This is a genomic window from Thermococcus sp. 2319x1, from assembly GCF_001484685.1.
Lineage (GTDB): Archaea > Methanobacteriota_B > Thermococci > Thermococcales > Thermococcaceae > Thermococcus_A.
Window position 1 is genome coordinate 1,229,094 of record NZ_CP012200.1, and the last position, 15,541, is coordinate 1,244,634.

At 46.0% G+C, this 15,541-nt stretch carries 16 protein-coding genes, 1 tRNA gene and 1 rRNA gene; 11 read left to right on the forward strand and 7 right to left on the reverse strand.

Going from position 1 to position 15,541, the window contains the following annotated elements; genetic code table 11:
• Positions 1-31 precede the first annotated feature (31 nt).
• Entirely contained in the window at positions 32-2,542 is a 2,511-nt protein-coding gene (locus ADU37_RS06950; protein WP_058946922.1) for a CDC48 family AAA ATPase, read from the reverse strand.
• The gene (locus ADU37_RS06955) at positions 2,539-3,309 is read right to left on the reverse strand and encodes a hypothetical protein (protein ID WP_058946923.1); all 771 of its coding nucleotides are present in this window, start codon (positions 3,307-3,309) and stop codon (positions 2,539-2,541) included. Before ADU37_RS06955 ends, ADU37_RS06950 begins: the two co-directional genes overlap by 4 nt.
• 138 nt (positions 3,310-3,447) lie before the next feature.
• Here ADU37_RS06955 and ADU37_RS06960 point away from each other — a divergent pair, with 138 nt between their 5' ends.
• Genes ADU37_RS06960 through serS form a run of 3 tightly spaced genes read left to right on the forward strand, consistent with a single transcriptional unit; the run spans position 3,448 to position 6,343 of the window.
• Positions 3,448-3,666, forward strand: coding sequence for a hypothetical protein (locus ADU37_RS06960; protein WP_203226251.1), 219 nt, complete (start codon positions 3,448-3,450; stop codon positions 3,664-3,666).
• 54 nt (positions 3,667-3,720) lie between these two features.
• Positions 3,721-4,923 carry a gephyrin-like molybdotransferase Glp gene (gene glp / locus ADU37_RS06965; protein WP_058946925.1) on the forward strand — a complete coding sequence of 401 codons (1,203 nt, stop codon included), beginning with the start codon at positions 3,721-3,723 and terminating at the stop codon, positions 4,921-4,923.
• A gap of 52 nt (positions 4,924-4,975) precedes the next feature.
• Positions 4,976-6,343, forward strand: coding sequence for a serine--tRNA ligase (serS, locus tag ADU37_RS06970; protein ID WP_058946926.1), 1,368 nt, complete (start codon positions 4,976-4,978; stop codon positions 6,341-6,343).
• 75 nt (positions 6,344-6,418) lie between these two features.
• On the opposite strand, the gene ADU37_RS06975 is transcribed toward serS, so the two are convergent.
• The 3 genes from ADU37_RS06975 to ADU37_RS06985 form a co-directional block, all read right to left on the reverse strand.
• Positions 6,419-6,601: a DUF257 family protein gene (locus ADU37_RS06975; RefSeq protein WP_058946927.1), complete on the reverse strand. Its 183-nt coding sequence runs from the start codon at positions 6,599-6,601 to the stop codon at positions 6,419-6,421.
• Between the two features lie 106 nt (positions 6,602-6,707).
• The gene (locus tag ADU37_RS06980; RefSeq protein ID WP_058946928.1) at positions 6,708-7,070 is read right to left on the reverse strand and encodes a ribonuclease P protein component 4; all 363 of its coding nucleotides are present in this window, start codon (positions 7,068-7,070) and stop codon (positions 6,708-6,710) included.
• 7 nt (positions 7,071-7,077) lie between these two features.
• Positions 7,078-8,580 carry a hypothetical protein gene (locus tag ADU37_RS06985; RefSeq protein WP_058946929.1) on the reverse strand — a complete coding sequence of 501 codons (1,503 nt, stop codon included), beginning with the start codon at positions 8,578-8,580 and terminating at the stop codon, positions 7,078-7,080.
• 54 nt (positions 8,581-8,634) lie between these two features.
• Between ADU37_RS06985 and rrf the strand changes: the two genes are divergently transcribed.
• Together rrf and ADU37_RS06995 are read left to right on the forward strand one after the other, a co-directional pair.
• Positions 8,635-8,756 (forward strand): 5S ribosomal RNA (gene rrf, locus ADU37_RS06990).
• 8 nt (positions 8,757-8,764) lie between these two features.
• Positions 8,765-8,842: transfer RNA gene (locus ADU37_RS06995), tRNA-Asp, on the forward strand.
• Positions 8,843-8,860: 18 nt separating this feature from the next.
• On the opposite strand, the gene surE is transcribed toward ADU37_RS06995, so the two are convergent.
• Both surE and ADU37_RS07005 read right to left on the reverse strand, forming a co-directional pair.
• Positions 8,861-9,646, reverse strand: a complete 786-nt coding sequence (surE, locus tag ADU37_RS07000; protein ID WP_058946930.1) for a 5'/3'-nucleotidase SurE — start codon at positions 9,644-9,646, stop codon at positions 8,861-8,863.
• A 2-nt stretch (positions 9,647-9,648) separates the two neighbouring features.
• Positions 9,649-10,215, reverse strand: coding sequence for a DUF996 domain-containing protein (locus ADU37_RS07005; RefSeq protein ID WP_058946931.1), 567 nt, complete (start codon positions 10,213-10,215; stop codon positions 9,649-9,651).
• A gap of 90 nt (positions 10,216-10,305) precedes the next feature.
• On the opposite strand from ADU37_RS07005, the gene ADU37_RS07010 reads away from it, so the two are divergent.
• From ADU37_RS07010 to ADU37_RS07035, 6 genes are all read left to right on the forward strand, one after another.
• Positions 10,306-11,277 (forward strand): archaeosine biosynthesis radical SAM protein RaSEA, encoded by a 972-nt coding sequence (locus tag ADU37_RS07010; protein WP_058946932.1) that lies wholly within the window; start codon positions 10,306-10,308, stop codon positions 11,275-11,277.
• Positions 11,278-11,487: 210 nt separating this feature from the next.
• Complete coding sequence (locus tag ADU37_RS07015) at positions 11,488-11,745, forward strand: 2-oxoglutarate ferredoxin oxidoreductase subunit delta (protein ID WP_058946933.1); 258 nt, start codon at positions 11,488-11,490, stop codon at positions 11,743-11,745.
• Between the two features lie 4 nt (positions 11,746-11,749).
• A complete protein-coding gene (locus ADU37_RS07020) occupies positions 11,750-12,967 on the forward strand; it encodes a 2-oxoacid:acceptor oxidoreductase subunit alpha (RefSeq protein WP_058946934.1) in 1,218 nt (405 codons plus the stop codon).
• A 53-nt stretch (positions 12,968-13,020) separates the two neighbouring features.
• Complete coding sequence (locus tag ADU37_RS07025) at positions 13,021-13,884, forward strand: 2-oxoacid:ferredoxin oxidoreductase subunit beta (protein ID WP_058946935.1); 864 nt, start codon at positions 13,021-13,023, stop codon at positions 13,882-13,884.
• Positions 13,874-14,386 carry a 2-oxoacid:ferredoxin oxidoreductase subunit gamma gene (locus ADU37_RS07030; RefSeq protein WP_058946936.1) on the forward strand — a complete coding sequence of 171 codons (513 nt, stop codon included), beginning with the start codon at positions 13,874-13,876 and terminating at the stop codon, positions 14,384-14,386. The genes ADU37_RS07025 and ADU37_RS07030 overlap by 11 nt, the downstream gene beginning before the upstream one ends.
• The gene (locus ADU37_RS07035) at positions 14,383-15,540 is read left to right on the forward strand and encodes a 2-oxoacid:acceptor oxidoreductase subunit alpha (protein WP_058946937.1); all 1,158 of its coding nucleotides are present in this window, start codon (positions 14,383-14,385) and stop codon (positions 15,538-15,540) included. Before ADU37_RS07030 ends, ADU37_RS07035 begins: the two co-directional genes overlap by 4 nt.
• Position 15,541 lies beyond the last annotated feature (1 nt).

Sequence of the window (15,541 nt, forward strand, 5' to 3'; positions counted from 1 at the left end):
TTTCTATAAAATCTTTTCTGAAAATAAAAGGTCAGAGGGTGAAGTAATCAACCTCCCTCCGCTCCTCCTTTGCACCGGCTTTTCTGCTTTCCTCGAATTGCTTGTAATAATCGAGCATGTACCTTGTTATGCTCGGCTTGACTTTTTTCATTGCCTCTTCAAAGTCCCTTCTTGAGACTCTAAGTTTTTCAAGGAATTCCTCAGCCTGCTCTTCTACGAACTCTCTTGGAGTGCTGGAAACGGCCCTTCTGAGGGCAATCAAGGCTGCTTCTCTAACCAACGCAGCTAAATCAGCACCGCTGTAGCCTTCGGTTTTCTTTGCGAGTTCTTCCAAGCTGACATCACTCGCCAATGGAACCCTTCTCGTATGAACCTTGAGAATCTCAAGCCTTGCCTTTTCATCCGGGGCTGGAACTAAGATAAGCCTATCGAACCTGCCAGGCCTAAGCAAAGCCGGGTCAAGAATGTCAGGCCTGTTTGTGGCAGCAATAACCACGACACCGCTGTTCTCCTCAATCCCGTCCATCTCAGTCAAAAGCTGATTAATAAGCCTATCCGTAACCCTGTTGATGTCACTTCCCCTCACCGGAGCTATTGCATCAATCTCATCTATGAAAACCACCGTAGGAGCAGCCTGTCTTGCCTTCCTGAAAATTTCCCTAACCCTCTTTTCACTCTCTCCGACCCACTTGCTAATCACTTCCGGACCCCTAATACCTATAAAGTTGGCCTCGCTTTCGTTAGCAACGGCTTTGGCCAACAAAGTCTTACCAGTACCCGGAGGACCGTAGAGGAGAATCCCCTTCGGTGGAGTAATGCCCAGCCTCTGGAAAGCCTTGGGATATTTGAGCGGCCACTCCACGGCTTCTCTCAATTCTTGCTTAACCTCCTCAAGACCACCAATGTCCTCCCACCTAACGTTGGGAACCTCTATAAGAACTTCCCTTAGAGCTGAAGGTTCAATCATCTTCAATGCCTCATAGAAATCATTCCTTGTGACCTTAAGCTCCTGAAGCACTTCGGGTGGGATCCTTTCTTCCTCGGGGTTTATCTTCCCCTCTGTTATTAACCTCCTCAGGACAACCATTGCGGCTTCTCTTGCCAATGCCGCCAAGTCGGCACCAACGAATCCATGAGTCTTCTCCGCAAGCTCCTCAAGGAGAAGGTCAATCAAACGATGCCTAACCTCTTTGTATATCTCTCCATCCTCTTTTAGAATCTCCTTGATCTCGTTTTCGTCCTTTGCACCCTCAACTTTCTTGATAATTTCATCAAGCTTTGCCCCCTCTAAGGAGAATTTCCTTTTCAGCTCACTTAACACCCTCAAGACACTCTTCTTATCGTAATCTGGCTCAAGAGGCATTCCTCTTGTGTGGATTTGGAGGATTTCCTTTCTTCCCTGTTTGTCTGGAACGCCAACCTCAATCTCCCTATCAAACCTGCCCGGCCTTCTAAGAGCCGGATCTACTGCATCAGGCCTATTAGTAGCACCAATAACTATAACCTTCCCCCTACTCTTCAAACCATCCATTAGGGTAAGCAACTGAGCAACAACCCTCTTCTCAACCTCACCCGTAACCTCCTCCCTCTTCGGCGCTATTGCATCAATCTCATCAATAAAAATTATACTCGGAGCATTCTCCTCTGCCTCCTTAAAGATTTCCCTTAGCCTCTCTTCGCTTTCTCCGTAGTATTTGCTCATGATCTCCGGCCCATTAATCGCTATAAAATGAGCATTAGCCTCGTTGGCCACAGCCTTAGCCAACAAAGTCTTACCAGTTCCCGGAGGACCATAAAGCAAAACACCCTTAGGCGGCTCAATGCCAAGTCTCTCAAACAGCTCCGGGTGCTTAAGAGGAAGCTCTACCATTTCCCTAATCTTTTGGATAGCCTCTTTAAGGCCTCCAATGTCCTCATAGGTAACCTCAGGCACTTTTTCCTCCTTAACCTCCACAGCCTGCGGAAGAACCTCTATCTCGGTGTTATACGTTATCTGCACGATTCCCTTTGGGGTGGTGTTCACAACGATGAACTTAAGCTCGCCAAATCCCAAAGGAAGGCTCTCAAAGAAGCCCCTAAACAGCTCATCAAATGGAGAGCCCGTATAGAATTCCGTCTCCCTTCCACTTGCCACGATTAGGTCTCCTTTGACCACCGGCCTTCCGAGGAGGTTTCTTTTAACGAGCTCACCTGGAATCTGGAGATAGACCCCCTTTTGTGCCGGTGCCAGAACGACCTTCATTGCTTCTTGAACTTCTGCTTTTCTTACCGTGACGTAATCCCCTATGCTAACTCCCGCATTTCTCCTAATATAGCCGTCCATTCTTATTATGTCAAGGCCTCTATCGTCAGGATGAGCGTTTTCAACTATTGCTGCGGTTTTCCTCTCTCCTTCCAGCTCCACTATATCTCCAGGTCCAACGCCAAGCTGCTTTTGATAATTTCTATCAAACCTGACTATCCCCCTACCGACGTCTCGCTTTAACGCTTCAGCAACCCTCAATTTTATTTCTTCTTTGGTTTCCTCCTTCCCGAAAATCATTTTTTATCACCCTTTTTCTTTTTGTGAATTTCAATAGCTTCTTCTAAGGTCAAATTTCCCTTAGCCACTTCTCTCGCAAGCTTTGACGAGATCGTTATTTTACCATTACTCAATTCCCGGCTCCGGGTTTTTATATACTCAATTTCACCTTTCGTAGGTTCACCAGCATGGATGAGCTCCCCCAATTTAACCTCCCTTCCATCTCTTAAAGCTATGTTTATCGAGGCAACTATATCCTGCACATGAGGGTCTACCCCACCAACCTTTGGAGTTGTGCCCCTCTCATTCACGAGTATAATGGGAAAATCCTCACCAAGCACTGAAGCGAGGCTTTTAAGCATTAATATTCGATGTCTTTTTGCCCCGTGTCCTATCTTAATCTTTGCCTTGGGATACCTCTCCAAAAGCTCTAAGATTGTGCCAACGTCCTTGGGATTTTTGAGGTGATAGGCTTCAATTACCCGATTGTCCGCAACAACAACCACTCCCGGCCTCTCTCCGGGGTCTATGGCGATGTATATGTTTTTAAACCTTTTTCTCCCTTCAAGCCTCGCCAGCAGTTCGTCTATGAAGTTCTCATTTACAACCGCTATCTTGACCGGGAAATTGATTTTATCGTACTCCTCAAAGCTCGTCAGAACTACCTCAACATCAAAGGGAATCCTATCTGTAAGCCTAAGGCTGTAAAAAGGGATTCTATACTCACGTAAGACCTTTGTTGCAAGGTAGTAAACCCTCGCATTCTCAGTAACAACCGCAACCCTCATGATTAATAAATCACATAAGGACATTAAAAACATTAAGGAAAACACAAAAAGCAGAAACCCGCTTGAATTTGGAAAAAGAACTGTAAAACTTAAAAATTTTTTTGATAAAGTTTATAAACCCTGGTTGCAGAGATAAGAATGCCCCGAAGGGGCGAGGTGATAAACATGCAACCTCCCAAGAAAAAGAAAGTCGAGGATTATGAAGAGGAAGAAGAGCTCTTCGAAGAGGAAGAATGGGAAGAAGATGAGTTTGAAGAAGAGGACTGGGACGAAGAAGAATTGGAAGAGGAGGACTGGGAGGAAGACTTTGAAGATGAGGACTGGGACGAAGACTGGGACGAGGAAGAAGAGTGGTAATCCTCTCCAACAATTTTATTAACCCTTTTTCTCCTTCTTTATCCAGGTGATAAAATGGCATTTTTGAAGGTTGTTCCCCTTGAGGAAGCACTAAAAATCATTAACTCCCTACCGCTCAAGCCGAAAATTGAAGAAGTTGCCCTGGAAGAGGCTCTTGGAAGGATTCTCGCGGAAGATATAAACTCCCCCATGGATGTTCCACCCTTCGATAGGGCAACGGTAGATGGATACGCGGTTAGGAGTCAAGACACCTGGAACGCAAACGAGAGCAATCCGGTAGTTCTTAAGGTAGTTGGAGAAATCCATGCCGGAGAAGAGCCCGATATTGAGCTCGGAGAAGGGGAAGCTGCATACATCTCAACCGGAGCGGTGTTGCCAAAAGGAGCCGATGCCGTAATAGAGTTCGAGATAGCGGAAAGAAAAGGAGACGAGGTAATAATCACCAAGCCCACTTATCCCCAAGCGGGTGTAATGAAAGCGGGGGCAGATATTCCAAAGGGAACTCTTCTTTTAAAGAAGGGGACAAAACTTGGCTTCAAGGAAACTGCCCTTCTCTCTGCCGTAGGGATAAGCAAGGTGAAGGTCTTTGCAAAACCCAAAGTTGCAGTGATCAGCACGGGAAACGAGGTTATTTTACCTGGAGAGGAGCTTAAGCCTGGAAAGATTTATGACATTAACGGAAGGGCCGTAAGCGATGCCGTTAGAGAACTTGGAGGCGAAGCATATTTCCTCGGAATAGCAGGGGACAATGAGGAGAGCTTGAAAAAGAAAATACTTGAGGGGCTTAAGTGTGATATAATAATCCTTTCCGGCGGAGCAAGTGGAGGGACGAGGGACCTAACGGCGTCAATAATAGAAGAGCTTGGGGAAATAAAAGTGCACGGAATAGCCATACAGCCCGGCAAACCAACAATAATCGGGGTTATAGATGGAAAACCTATTTTTGGACTTCCCGGGTATCCAACTTCTTGTCTAACGAACTTCACCCTTCTCGTTGCCCCCCTTATTAGGAAGCTCCTGGGCGGAGAGTTTGAAACCCAAAGAATCAAAAAGAAGTTGGCCCATAAGGTGTTTTCCGTCAAAGGTAGGAGACAGTTTCTACCGGTTAAGATAGAAGGAGAAATCGCAAAACCAATCCTAAAAGGCAGCGGGGCGGTTACAAGTTTTATAGAGGCAGATGGGTTTGTTGACATTCCGGAAAACGTTGAAATACTTGAGGAAGGGGAAGAGGTAGAGGTTATTCTATTCCGCTTTTAATTTCCAAATAACTTTTAAATGATCTCCTCATTATTAGGGTAGGTGAAAAGGAATGCTCGATATAAAGCTCATCCGTGAAAACCCGGATCTGGTAAAGGGCGACCTGATAAAGCGTGGAGAGTTAGAAAAGCTCAAATGGATAGACGAGATTCTTGAACTCGATGAAAAGTGGAGAGAAAACTTAAAGAAAATTAATCTCCTCAGAAGAGAAAGAAACAGGCTTGCCGTGGAGATAGGAAAAAGAAAAAAGGCAGGAGAGCCTGTAGAAGAGCTTTTAGCAAAGAGCGATGAAATAGTGAGACAAATTGAGGAAATCGAAAGAGAAAACAGGGAAATCAAAGAAAAAATCGACTATTATCTCTGGCGCCTTCCCAATATAACCCATGAAAGCGTCCCCATAGGGAAGGACGACACGGAGAATGTTCCAATAAAATTCTGGGGCAAGGCAAGGGTATGGAAAGGTCACTTAGAGAGCTTTTTAGAGCAGAGCCAAGGAAAGATGGAGTATGAAGTGATTGAATGGAAGCCGCAGCTTCATGCCGATCTTTTACCTAAACTTGGAGGGGCGGACTTTGAAAGGGCCGCAAAGGTAAGCGGTTCAAGGTTCTTCTACCTCTTAAACGAAATCGTCATCCTCGACCTTGCATTGATAAGGTTTGCCCTCGACAAGCTCATTGAAAAAGGATTCATCCCTGTAATACCGCCGTACATGGTCAGAAGATACGTGGAAGAAGGAGTTACCAGCTTTGATGACTTTGAGAACGTGATCTACAAAGTAGAGGGAGAAGACCTCTACCTGATACCAACCTCAGAGCACCCGCTTGCAGGTCTTCACGCAAACGAGATCCTTGATGGGAACGATTTACCCCTCCTCTACGCCGGGGTAAGCCCCTGCTTTAGAAAAGAAGCAGGAACTGCTGGAAAAGACACCAAGGGTATCTTTAGGGTACACCAGTTCCATAAAGTTGAGCAGTTCGTATATTCAAGACCAGAAGAAAGCTGGGAATGGCACGAAAAGCTCCTCCAGAATGCGGAAGAAATCTTTCAAGCCTTGGAGATTCCCTATCGTGTAGTTAACATATGCACCGGTGATTTGGGCTACGTCGCGGCTAAAAAATATGACATTGAAGCGTGGATGAGCGCACAAGGGAAGTTCAGAGAGGTTGTAAGCTGTTCGAACTGTACAGAATGGCAGGCGAGGAGATTAAACATAAGGTTCAGGGATAAGCCGAATGAAAAGCCACGTTTCGTTCACACACTCAACTCAACGGCAATAGCCACATCAAGGGCAATTGTGGCGATAATAGAAAACTTCCAAGAGGAGGATGGGACAGTAAAGATACCAAAAGTTCTTTGGCCATACACAGGATTTAAGGAAATAGTGCCGGTGGAAAAGAAGGAAAAGTGCTGCAAAGGTTAATCTCTGCTTTGGCTTTCCTTTAACAGGTCTTTCTTCTCTCATCACCAACAAAGCTTGACATAAAATTAACCGAGCTCAGGTCCCCCCACGGAGCTTGAGTACGGTGCAAAGAGCTTTCCTACCCAACCACAATATTAACAACTTTAGCGTGTCTAAAACATCCGCAACCACTACCATATATCCCTTTTTCTTGGCCCAGCTAACCAAACTATAGAACCCAAACGAAGGGAAACCTATGCTGTTGTACTCAAGGAGCACGGTCTCGCCAAACTTCGTTTTCTCCCAAATATTAACAGCAGGGTGCTGTATCTTCCATCCCCTTCATTATAATTCAGCAAGAACATTAAAAAACGTTGCGGTTGCTTTAAAAACCCGGCTTTTTCCTCCGTTCTCTCTTCTCTCTCAGATACGGGTACCTCATTATATGCCCACATTCCAGGCATTTTATAACAACATGAGGCATCCTCTTCTGCCTAAGCCTAACCCGAGCATTAACGCCGGGAACAAGAAAGGAATGACACCTCTTGCAGTACCTCCTCTTCCACTTCCTCGGCATTCTAACCTTTGCCTTTTGTTGCACTGCCAAGGCTATCTCAACGTAGCGATTTGCCAGTTCTTTGTCATAGGGAAAGACTCTCTCGGCTAAGCTAAAGAGAATATCTATTCTTTCAAGGGCTATTCTTTTCTTTTCCCTCTGTTCCCTGCGCTTTACAAAATTTTTTGACATCTTCTCACTACTCCGGCTTTATCATCTTTAACCTGCCCATGAACGGCTCATAAAGGTATCCATCTGCAATAAGGCGTTCTATAACCTCCTCCGCATAGGACGGCTTAAATCCGTACTCCACTAAGGCTTTGTAAAACTCCTCCCTGCTAACAGAACCATCTATTGAAGTAGCCTCCAAATCCATAAAGACCCTCAAAGCCATTACCAAGCGTTTGTTTCTAAAGTCCCGCTCGATGTATTTCTCATAAATCTCCAGCACCTTCAACATATCTCTCTCTGAGATTTCGTTCATCCACATGTCCACTATCTCCTGGTTCATATTTATAACGTCGCTTATGATTTTATTGTTTATTTCTCCCTCAAATCGCGCCATTGAGCCGAGGAGGCGGAGGCTTAACAAGTATCTTGTGTTTGTTTCGAATATCATCCCCTTAAGTCTTAAAGCGTCGAATTTTTCTCCGTATTCTCTGGCATTTCTAAAAATCCATCTTTCAAACCTTTCTCTAAACTTCTCTATCATTTTATCAGAAGGGTTAAGCGAGGGTATTTTTTCTTTTTCCAGAAATATTGTGGCCAGAAGATTGGGGATGAGCTGTTCCAGCTCCCGGTTTTTCTCCCACCCAATAGGTTCATTTACAATAAAAGGCGTTTCGGAAGCGTAAGCCAGAGGATCCTCTGGAGAAATCCGTTTGTACACTTTTGGGGTTAAAAATACTGCTTGCTTTTTCTCAAAATATCCTCTGGCCCACTCTGGAACTGGAATTTCTTTTTTAAGGAGACTTTTGTTTGAAGGAGAATAGTACCTGCCCCCTTCAAAGAGGAATGGAAGGTCAAGATCAAGATTATCATCCACAAAGGATTTTGCTTTTCCTTTTTTCAAGATCATCTCCTCAGGGAAAAGGTCGATTAAGTATTTCGAGGCTTCCCAGAGAGATTTTACAACTTTGAGGTCATTTTTGAGGGCAGAAAACGTCACACCCTCTCCCCAGAGTTTTCTGCTACCAACTACCGAAGGGGAAGCAAAGAGAGAATAAAGAATGGCCTGCCTGAGCTCGTAATTGGCATTGATTGTCCCCTCTATGAGACCCTCCAGCTCTTCCTTTTTAAGGGCGAGCTCCTTATACTGGAGCCAGTAATCCTCAACACTGACTTTTTCCAGAGAGGTAATATGTATAAGGCGCATGTTTCCGAAGGGATACGCATCCATAATTCCCTCAATTTTAACATACTCCCCGCTCTTCAGTTCTGCATTTACCCTGCTCTTTTCGGTTATTTTTATCGCCACGTAGGGTCTAATATCGCTCTTTGAGAGCTCACTTGGAGACAGGGGGGAGAGAAGGTAGTACACTCCATCTTTCGGCACGTTTGGAGGTGGTCTTAGGATCAAAAACCCCTCCACCTCTATAGTTTCACCATTTTTATAGGATTGAATAACCCTCTGAAAGTCTCTGGCCCTTTTTGATGGGCTTATTGTCAATCTCTCAACACTTCTAAGCAATGCGTAGATCATCAAGAAAAATAGGACCGTAAACTTTATAAAGCCTGTGCTGAGAGTTAGTATCGGTACGGCGGTCATAGCGGCGGGGTCACACCCGGACTCGTTTCGATCCCGGAAGTTAAGCCCGCCAGCGATCCCGGGTGTACTGCCCTCCGAGAGGGGGCGGGAAACCGGGGACGCCGCCGGCCACTCAAATGCCCGGGTGGTGTAGCCAGGCCCATCATGCGGGACTGTCACTCCCGCGACTCGGGTTCAAATCCCGACCCGGGCGCCAAAACTTCTTTTAGCGCTTCTACAGTTCTAAAAGTCTCTTGATCTCCTCCAAATCCACCTTTGCTGTCATGTCAATGTTTATTGGAGTTACGCTAACTTTTCTCTCAACTTTAACTGCATACATATCCGTTCCCGGTTCTAATACCTCCTTAGGGCACTGGGTTCCGACTATCCAGTAGTAGGGGCTCCCCTTTGGGTCTATGCGCTCTTCAACAGAGGGCCTATACATCCTTCTTGCCAAGCGGGTAAAAGCTATCTCTGTGTTTTCATCCGCATCATAGGGGACGTTAACGTTCAGCATATCGACTCCTTTTGGGAGGCCTCTCTTTAAAACCGCCGTTGCGATTTTTCTTAGGAAATACTTGGCAGCTGAGAAATCTATTTCTTCACCCTCACCAAATTTGTGTTTTTCCCTGTTAACTTCCAGGCTTATGGCAATGCTCGGGATTTCTTGGGTTGCGGCCTCTATTGCAGCACTTGCAGTCCCGGAAACAGTTATCTCGGTGCTCATGTTTTCTCCCAAGTTTATACCACTTATTGCAAGGTCGAAATCTCCAAATCTGGCCATGGCAAAGATAACGCAATCAACGGGCATTCCATCTAATGCATAGGCTGCTTTTGCACCGTCCATACTTATTCTTTTAGCCCTTAGAGGTCTGTGGATGGTCATTGCCCTTCCACTTGCGCTCCTTTGAAACATTGGGGCAACTATGTAGATCTCTCCCAATCCCTGAAGTGCCTCTACAGCGGCTTTTATCCCTCGCGAGTGAATTCCATCATCATTTGTTACAAGTATCTTTGCCATCTTTACCCCTCTCCATTTTCAACCTTTTCTGGAAGGGAAAGGTATGCAACTATTTCCAGTATCTTTCCAGCCAAGATGAGAAGCGCTCCAAGTCCAAAAACGATCATCAAGACGGTTCCCAGAAAGTACAGGGAGCCGGTTGTTTTAAATACATCAACACCAATTTCATCTGCAATCTCTTCATAGCTCTTTTTAAGGTAGTAAGAGCCGAGAAGGAAGAGGATCCATGCCAAAAATGCCCCCACCAAAAAAGTGGCAATTATATGTCTTAATGCCCAAAAACCCTCCTCCATAGCTCTGAAGGGCATCCCCTTGAACACTACAGCCCCTATCCCAAATAAAACGGCGATTATGAGTACTAAAAATGCCCCCAAAAGGAGGATAAGTGCCACAAGGTAGCTTCTAAAAATGTCCTCCCTTTTGAATTCGTTGGAGATTTCCCTCACCGCAAATAGCGTCATTACCATCCCCGCTATTGTAACTAAAAGCCCTACCCTTGGTATAAGGCCCCCTAAAAGGGAAAGGACGGCTCCTATGCTTCCATAAGTCCTGGCTTCCTTCAAGCTCATAACCTTCACCTACTGCCTTTTGGTTTCATCTTATGAGAATTTCCATCAAACTTAAAAAGCCCTTCTCTAAGCTTTGGTAGGTGAGAATTGATGACATTTTGGACAAGCGAGGACAACGTTGCTGGAAAAAAGGGCATCGCACTTTATGTTATCCTCCCAACTGTTGGCTGCTACCGCTATAGAATTGGGGAAGCCTGTTATATGTGCTCTTATCCAGCGGAAGCCCCCAAAGTTCCTTGGAGCCAAGAGGGGCTTGTGGAATACTTCAAAAAAGCCCTTAAGGAAATTGAGGGTAAAAAGGGTCCAATAGCTGTTAGAATATTCACATCCGGGAGTTTCTTTGACGATGGGGAAGTTAAGAGAGAGACCAGAAGGCAAATCTTCTCTATTCTGGCGGAGATGGATAACGTTGAGGAGATAGTGGTGGAGAGCAGGTCGGAGTTAGTGAGATATGACGCGGTGAGAGAGCTTGTTGAAATTATTGAGGGAAAACACTTCGAAGTTGCCATAGGGCTGGAGACTGCAAATGACGATATTGCAGATGTGAGCATAAACAAGGGGAATACCTTTGAAGAGTTTGTGCGGGCGAGTGAGATAATTAGGGAAGCCGGAGCCAATGTTAAGACGTATCTGCTCTTTAAGCCGATATTTTTGAGCGAAAGGGATGCGATTGAAGATGTAAAGGAGAGCATAAAAAAAGCCGCCCCATACACGGATACATTTTCTATAAACGTGACCAACATACAAAGGGGAACAACCTACGAGAGGCTGTGGGAAAAAGGGGAGTACAGAACACCCTGGCTTTGGAGCGTTGTTGAAATTTTGAAGTGGGCCAAGGGGAACTTTCCGGAGAAAAGGATACTGAGCGACCCGGTGGGAGCTGGCTCAAAAAGAGGACCTCATAACTGTGGTAAATGCGACAAAGCCGTGGCAAAGGCGATTAGAGAATTCTCAAACACTCAAAACCTAAAATTCCTTGAGAACATTGAGCATGACTGTTTGAGAGAGTGGGAATACATAGTTTCCGAGGGGTTGCTCGACTGGCAGCTCCAAATTTGGTGATTAACTTTACAAATATAAAGCCGAGATCCAAAAATTCCAAGCTTGAGAGGGCTGTTTAATGACTATTATTGTACAATAAGGGCATGTTTGTTAGGCATTTGCTCAAAAAAAGCAACCTATAAGCCGAATTTATTCATAGATGAGAAACTTTTCGAAAACTTTAAATGGTTTACATAAGTAAAAACACTTAGCAAATCGCAGGTGATGGTTATGGCAAATGTCGAAGTCAAAAAGGATAATTATCTGGCTGTTGGAAAAACCGAAGCAGTCGAGATAAGCGTTGACACTTTCCTCTGCAAGGGATGCGGCATTTGTGTTGAGATGTGCCCAAGGAAGGTTTTCGAATGGAGCCAAGAGCTCAGTGAAAAAGGAGTGCACTATCCGGTTCCGGTGCATGCTGACAAGTGCGTGAAGTGCAAGCTCTGTGAGCTCCTCTGTCCGGACTTTGCAATAGCTGTTAAGTGGTGATAAGATGATAATCCGAGGAGACGAGCCCGAGCAGATAGGGCTCTTAAAAAGGCTTTACCCCAAGGGAAACTACTTCATGCAGGGCGATGAGGCTATAGCTTATGGAGCTCTTTTTGCCGGGTGCAGGTTTTACGCCGGCTATCCAATAACCCCCGCAAGTGAAATTGCCGAAACAATGGCAAGGGAGCTTCCGAAGCTTAAGGGCTACTACATCCAGATGGAGGATGAGATAGGGAGCATTGCCGCTGTAATAGGTGCTTCTTGGACGGGACTTAAGAGCATGACCGCAACTTCCGGCCCGGGTTTTAGCTTGATGATGGAGAACCTTGGCTATGCCATAATGACAGAGACCCCCTTGGTTTTAGTTGACGTTCAAAGGAGCGGCCCTTCGACAGGTCAGGCAACAAAAGGCGCCCAGGGAGATTTCTTCCAGGCAAGGTGGGGAACTCATGGGGATCATCCAATAATAGCCATTTCTCCAACGAGTGTGGAGGACAGCTTCTGGGAGACAATAAGGGCGTTTAACTTGAGTGAAAAATTCAGAATACCAGTGATTCTTCTTGCTGATGGGATAATAGGACACACAAGAGAGCAGATAAGAATTCCTGATCCGGAGGAAGTTGAAATAGTCTATAGAAAGCTTCCCGCCAATGAAGAGGAAGCTAAATATCCATTTGGAGACGTTCATGGCGACTTAATTCCTCCGATGCCCCTCTTTGGTAACGGCTACTTTACTCACGTTACGGGCTCTACGCACAAGGAAAATGGCTTGAGAGATGTCTACACTCCAGAGGTTCACGATCGCTTGGTGAGGAGGCTTCACAAGAAGATAGAAGTTCACGAGAAGGAGATCCAAAAATGGGAAGAATACCACACCGACGATGCAGAGATTCTGCTCGTGAGCTGGGGCGTAAGCGCGAGGCCATCGCTTGGAGCGGTAATAGAGGCAAGAAAGAAGGGGATAAAGGCTGGACTCATTGTCCCTAAGACCGTTCATCCGTTCCCCGGGAAGAGAATTAAGGAGCTCTCTAAGGAAGCTCACACGATTCTTGTGCCCGAGATGAACCTTGGGCAGATGATACTCGAGGTGCAGCGCTTTGTAAGGGAGGAAGTTCCGGTTATTGGCGTGAACAAGATAGGTGGCGTTCCCTTAACGGTAGAGGAGATTTTAAAAGAAATAGAAAGCTCAGCCGAGCGTCCTCGTCACCGTTCGGCGGATTAGATATTCATCATCGCTGAATAAAGTTGGTGTTTGGATATTTAAAGGTGATGCGCATGGCAAAACAAATTTACACAAAGTATGAAATGGTCAAATATCTTAGGAAGGAAGCCCTCCCAACCGCACTTTGTCCCGGGTGTGGTGGGGGGACTGTGTTGAATGCTTTTGCAAACGCCATAGATCAGCTAAAAATCGACCCGCGTGACTTAGTTGTCGTGAGTGGGATAGGGTGCTCGGCTTGGATAGCCTCACCGTACTTTCTTGCTGACACCCTGCACACCACACATGGAAGAGCTGTAGCATTTGCAACTGGCGTTAAAGTTGGTTTGCCCGATAAGAAAGTTGTTGTCATAAGCGGTGATGGAGACCTGGCCGGAATTGGGGGAAATCATCTTATCCATGCAGCAAGGAGGAACATCGACATAACTGTAATCGTTGTGAACAACTTCATATATGGGATGACAGGTGGGCAAGTAGCACCAACAACTCCCTTTGGGGCAATTACCACCACGACGCCTTATAGGAACATTGAGCATCCACTAAAAATAGCCGAAACCGTAGCCTCCGCTGGGGCCTCTTATGTGGCAAGGTGGACCACTTTTCACGTTTACCAGCTGATAGAGAGCATAAAGAAGGCATTGACCGTTAAGGGATTCTCCCTTGTAGAGGCAGTTTCTCAATGTCCCGTGCAGTTCGGAAGGAGAAACAGAATGAAGACCCCAGCCGAGATGCTTCGCTGGTTCTCAAAGAATTCCATCCCAATAACCAAGGCCAAGAACATGTCTCCGGAAGAGCTTGAGGGGAAAATTGTCATTGGAGAGTTTGTAAGCAGAGAAAAGCCCGAGTTTACGGAAGAACTTAACAAGCTTATTGATGAGGTTGCCCAATATTACCGGCTGGGTGATGAAGATGCAGATTAGGTTAGCGGGTATTGGAGGACAGGGGGTTGTTCTTGCAGGCATAATCCTGGGAGAGGCGGCCGCCATAGAGGGGCTTAACGTGATCCAAACCCAGGATTATGGTTCCCAAAGCAGAGGGGGACATTCTATAGCTGACTTAATAATCTCAAAGGAGCCGATTTACGATTTAATGGTCACAAAAGCCGATATCCTCGTTGCACTTGCCCAGCTTGGCTATAATTCTACAAAGAACTCTCTCCGGGAGGATGGGCTTTTGATAATTGACACCGACCTTGTAAAGCCCGATAGGGAGTATATAGGCGCACCATTCACAAGACTTGCCGAGGAAAAAACGGGCTTGGCTTTAACCGTCAACATGGTTGCGCTTGGATATCTGGTTGCAAAAACAAACATTGTGAGGAAAGAGAGTGTTGAAAGGGCCATAAGGAGAAGGGTTCCCAAGGGAACAGAGGAGATAAATCTAAAGGCTTTTAGGATAGGTTACGAGGAGGGGTTGAGATGAGATATCCGTTTCCCGTTGGAAGTGCTGATTTTATCCAAGGGGATGAAGCCATAGCAAGGGCTGCCATTTTAGCCGGGTGTAGGTTTTACGCCGGTTATCCAATAACTCCCGCAAGCGAAATTTTTGAGGCAATGTCCCTTTACATGCCCCTTGTTGATGGAGTGAGCATTCAGATGGAGGATGAGATAGGGAGCATTGCCGCTGTAATAGGTGCTTCTTGGGCTGGGGCCAAGGCCATGACCGCAACTTCCGGCCCGGGTTTTAGCTTGATGATGGAGAACCTTGGCTATGCCATAATGACAGAGACCCCCTTGGTTTTAGTTGACGTTCAAAGGAGCGGCCCTTCGACAGGTCAGCCCACTTTGGCAGCTCAAGGCGATTTAATGCAGGCTATATGGGGGACTCACGGGGATCACAGCTTGATAGTTCTAACACCGGCAACGGTTCAAGAGGCCTTTGACATGACAATAAGAGCCTTTAATCTTGCGGAGAAATATAGAACTCCCGTTATATTGCTGACGGATGCTGAAGTTGGACACATGAGGGAGAGAGTTTATGCTCCACATCCGGACGAACTTGAACTCATTTACAGAAAGCTTCCCGCCAATGAAGAGGAAGCTAAATATCCATTTGGAGACGTTCATGGCGACTTAGTTCCTCCAATGCCTATCTTTGGGAAAGGATATCGCACTTATGTCACCGGACTGACGCACGACGAAAGGGGAGGACCCAAAACAGTGGAGGCAGAGGTTCATGAAAAGCTCATAAAGCGCATTGTTGCCAAGATAGAGAACAACAAGAAGGACATCTTTGATTATGAAGCCTATGAACTGGACGATGCCGATATAGTGCTGGTGAGCTTTGGGATTGTCGCGAGATCGGCTATGAGAGCCGTCAAGGAACTTCGCAAAGAAGGAATAAGAGCCGGATTGCTCAAACTTAATGTAATCTGGCCTTTTGATTTCGAGCTGATAGAGAAAATAGCCGAAAAAGCGGAGAAGATGTACGTTGCGGAGATGAACCTTGGCCAGCTCTATCACCTGGTTAAGGAGGGAGCCAACGGAAAGGCCGATGTGGAGCTCATAAGCAAGATAGGTGGAGAAGTCCATACCCCCGGGGAGATAGTGGAGAGAATTAAGAAGGATTTGAGGTGAG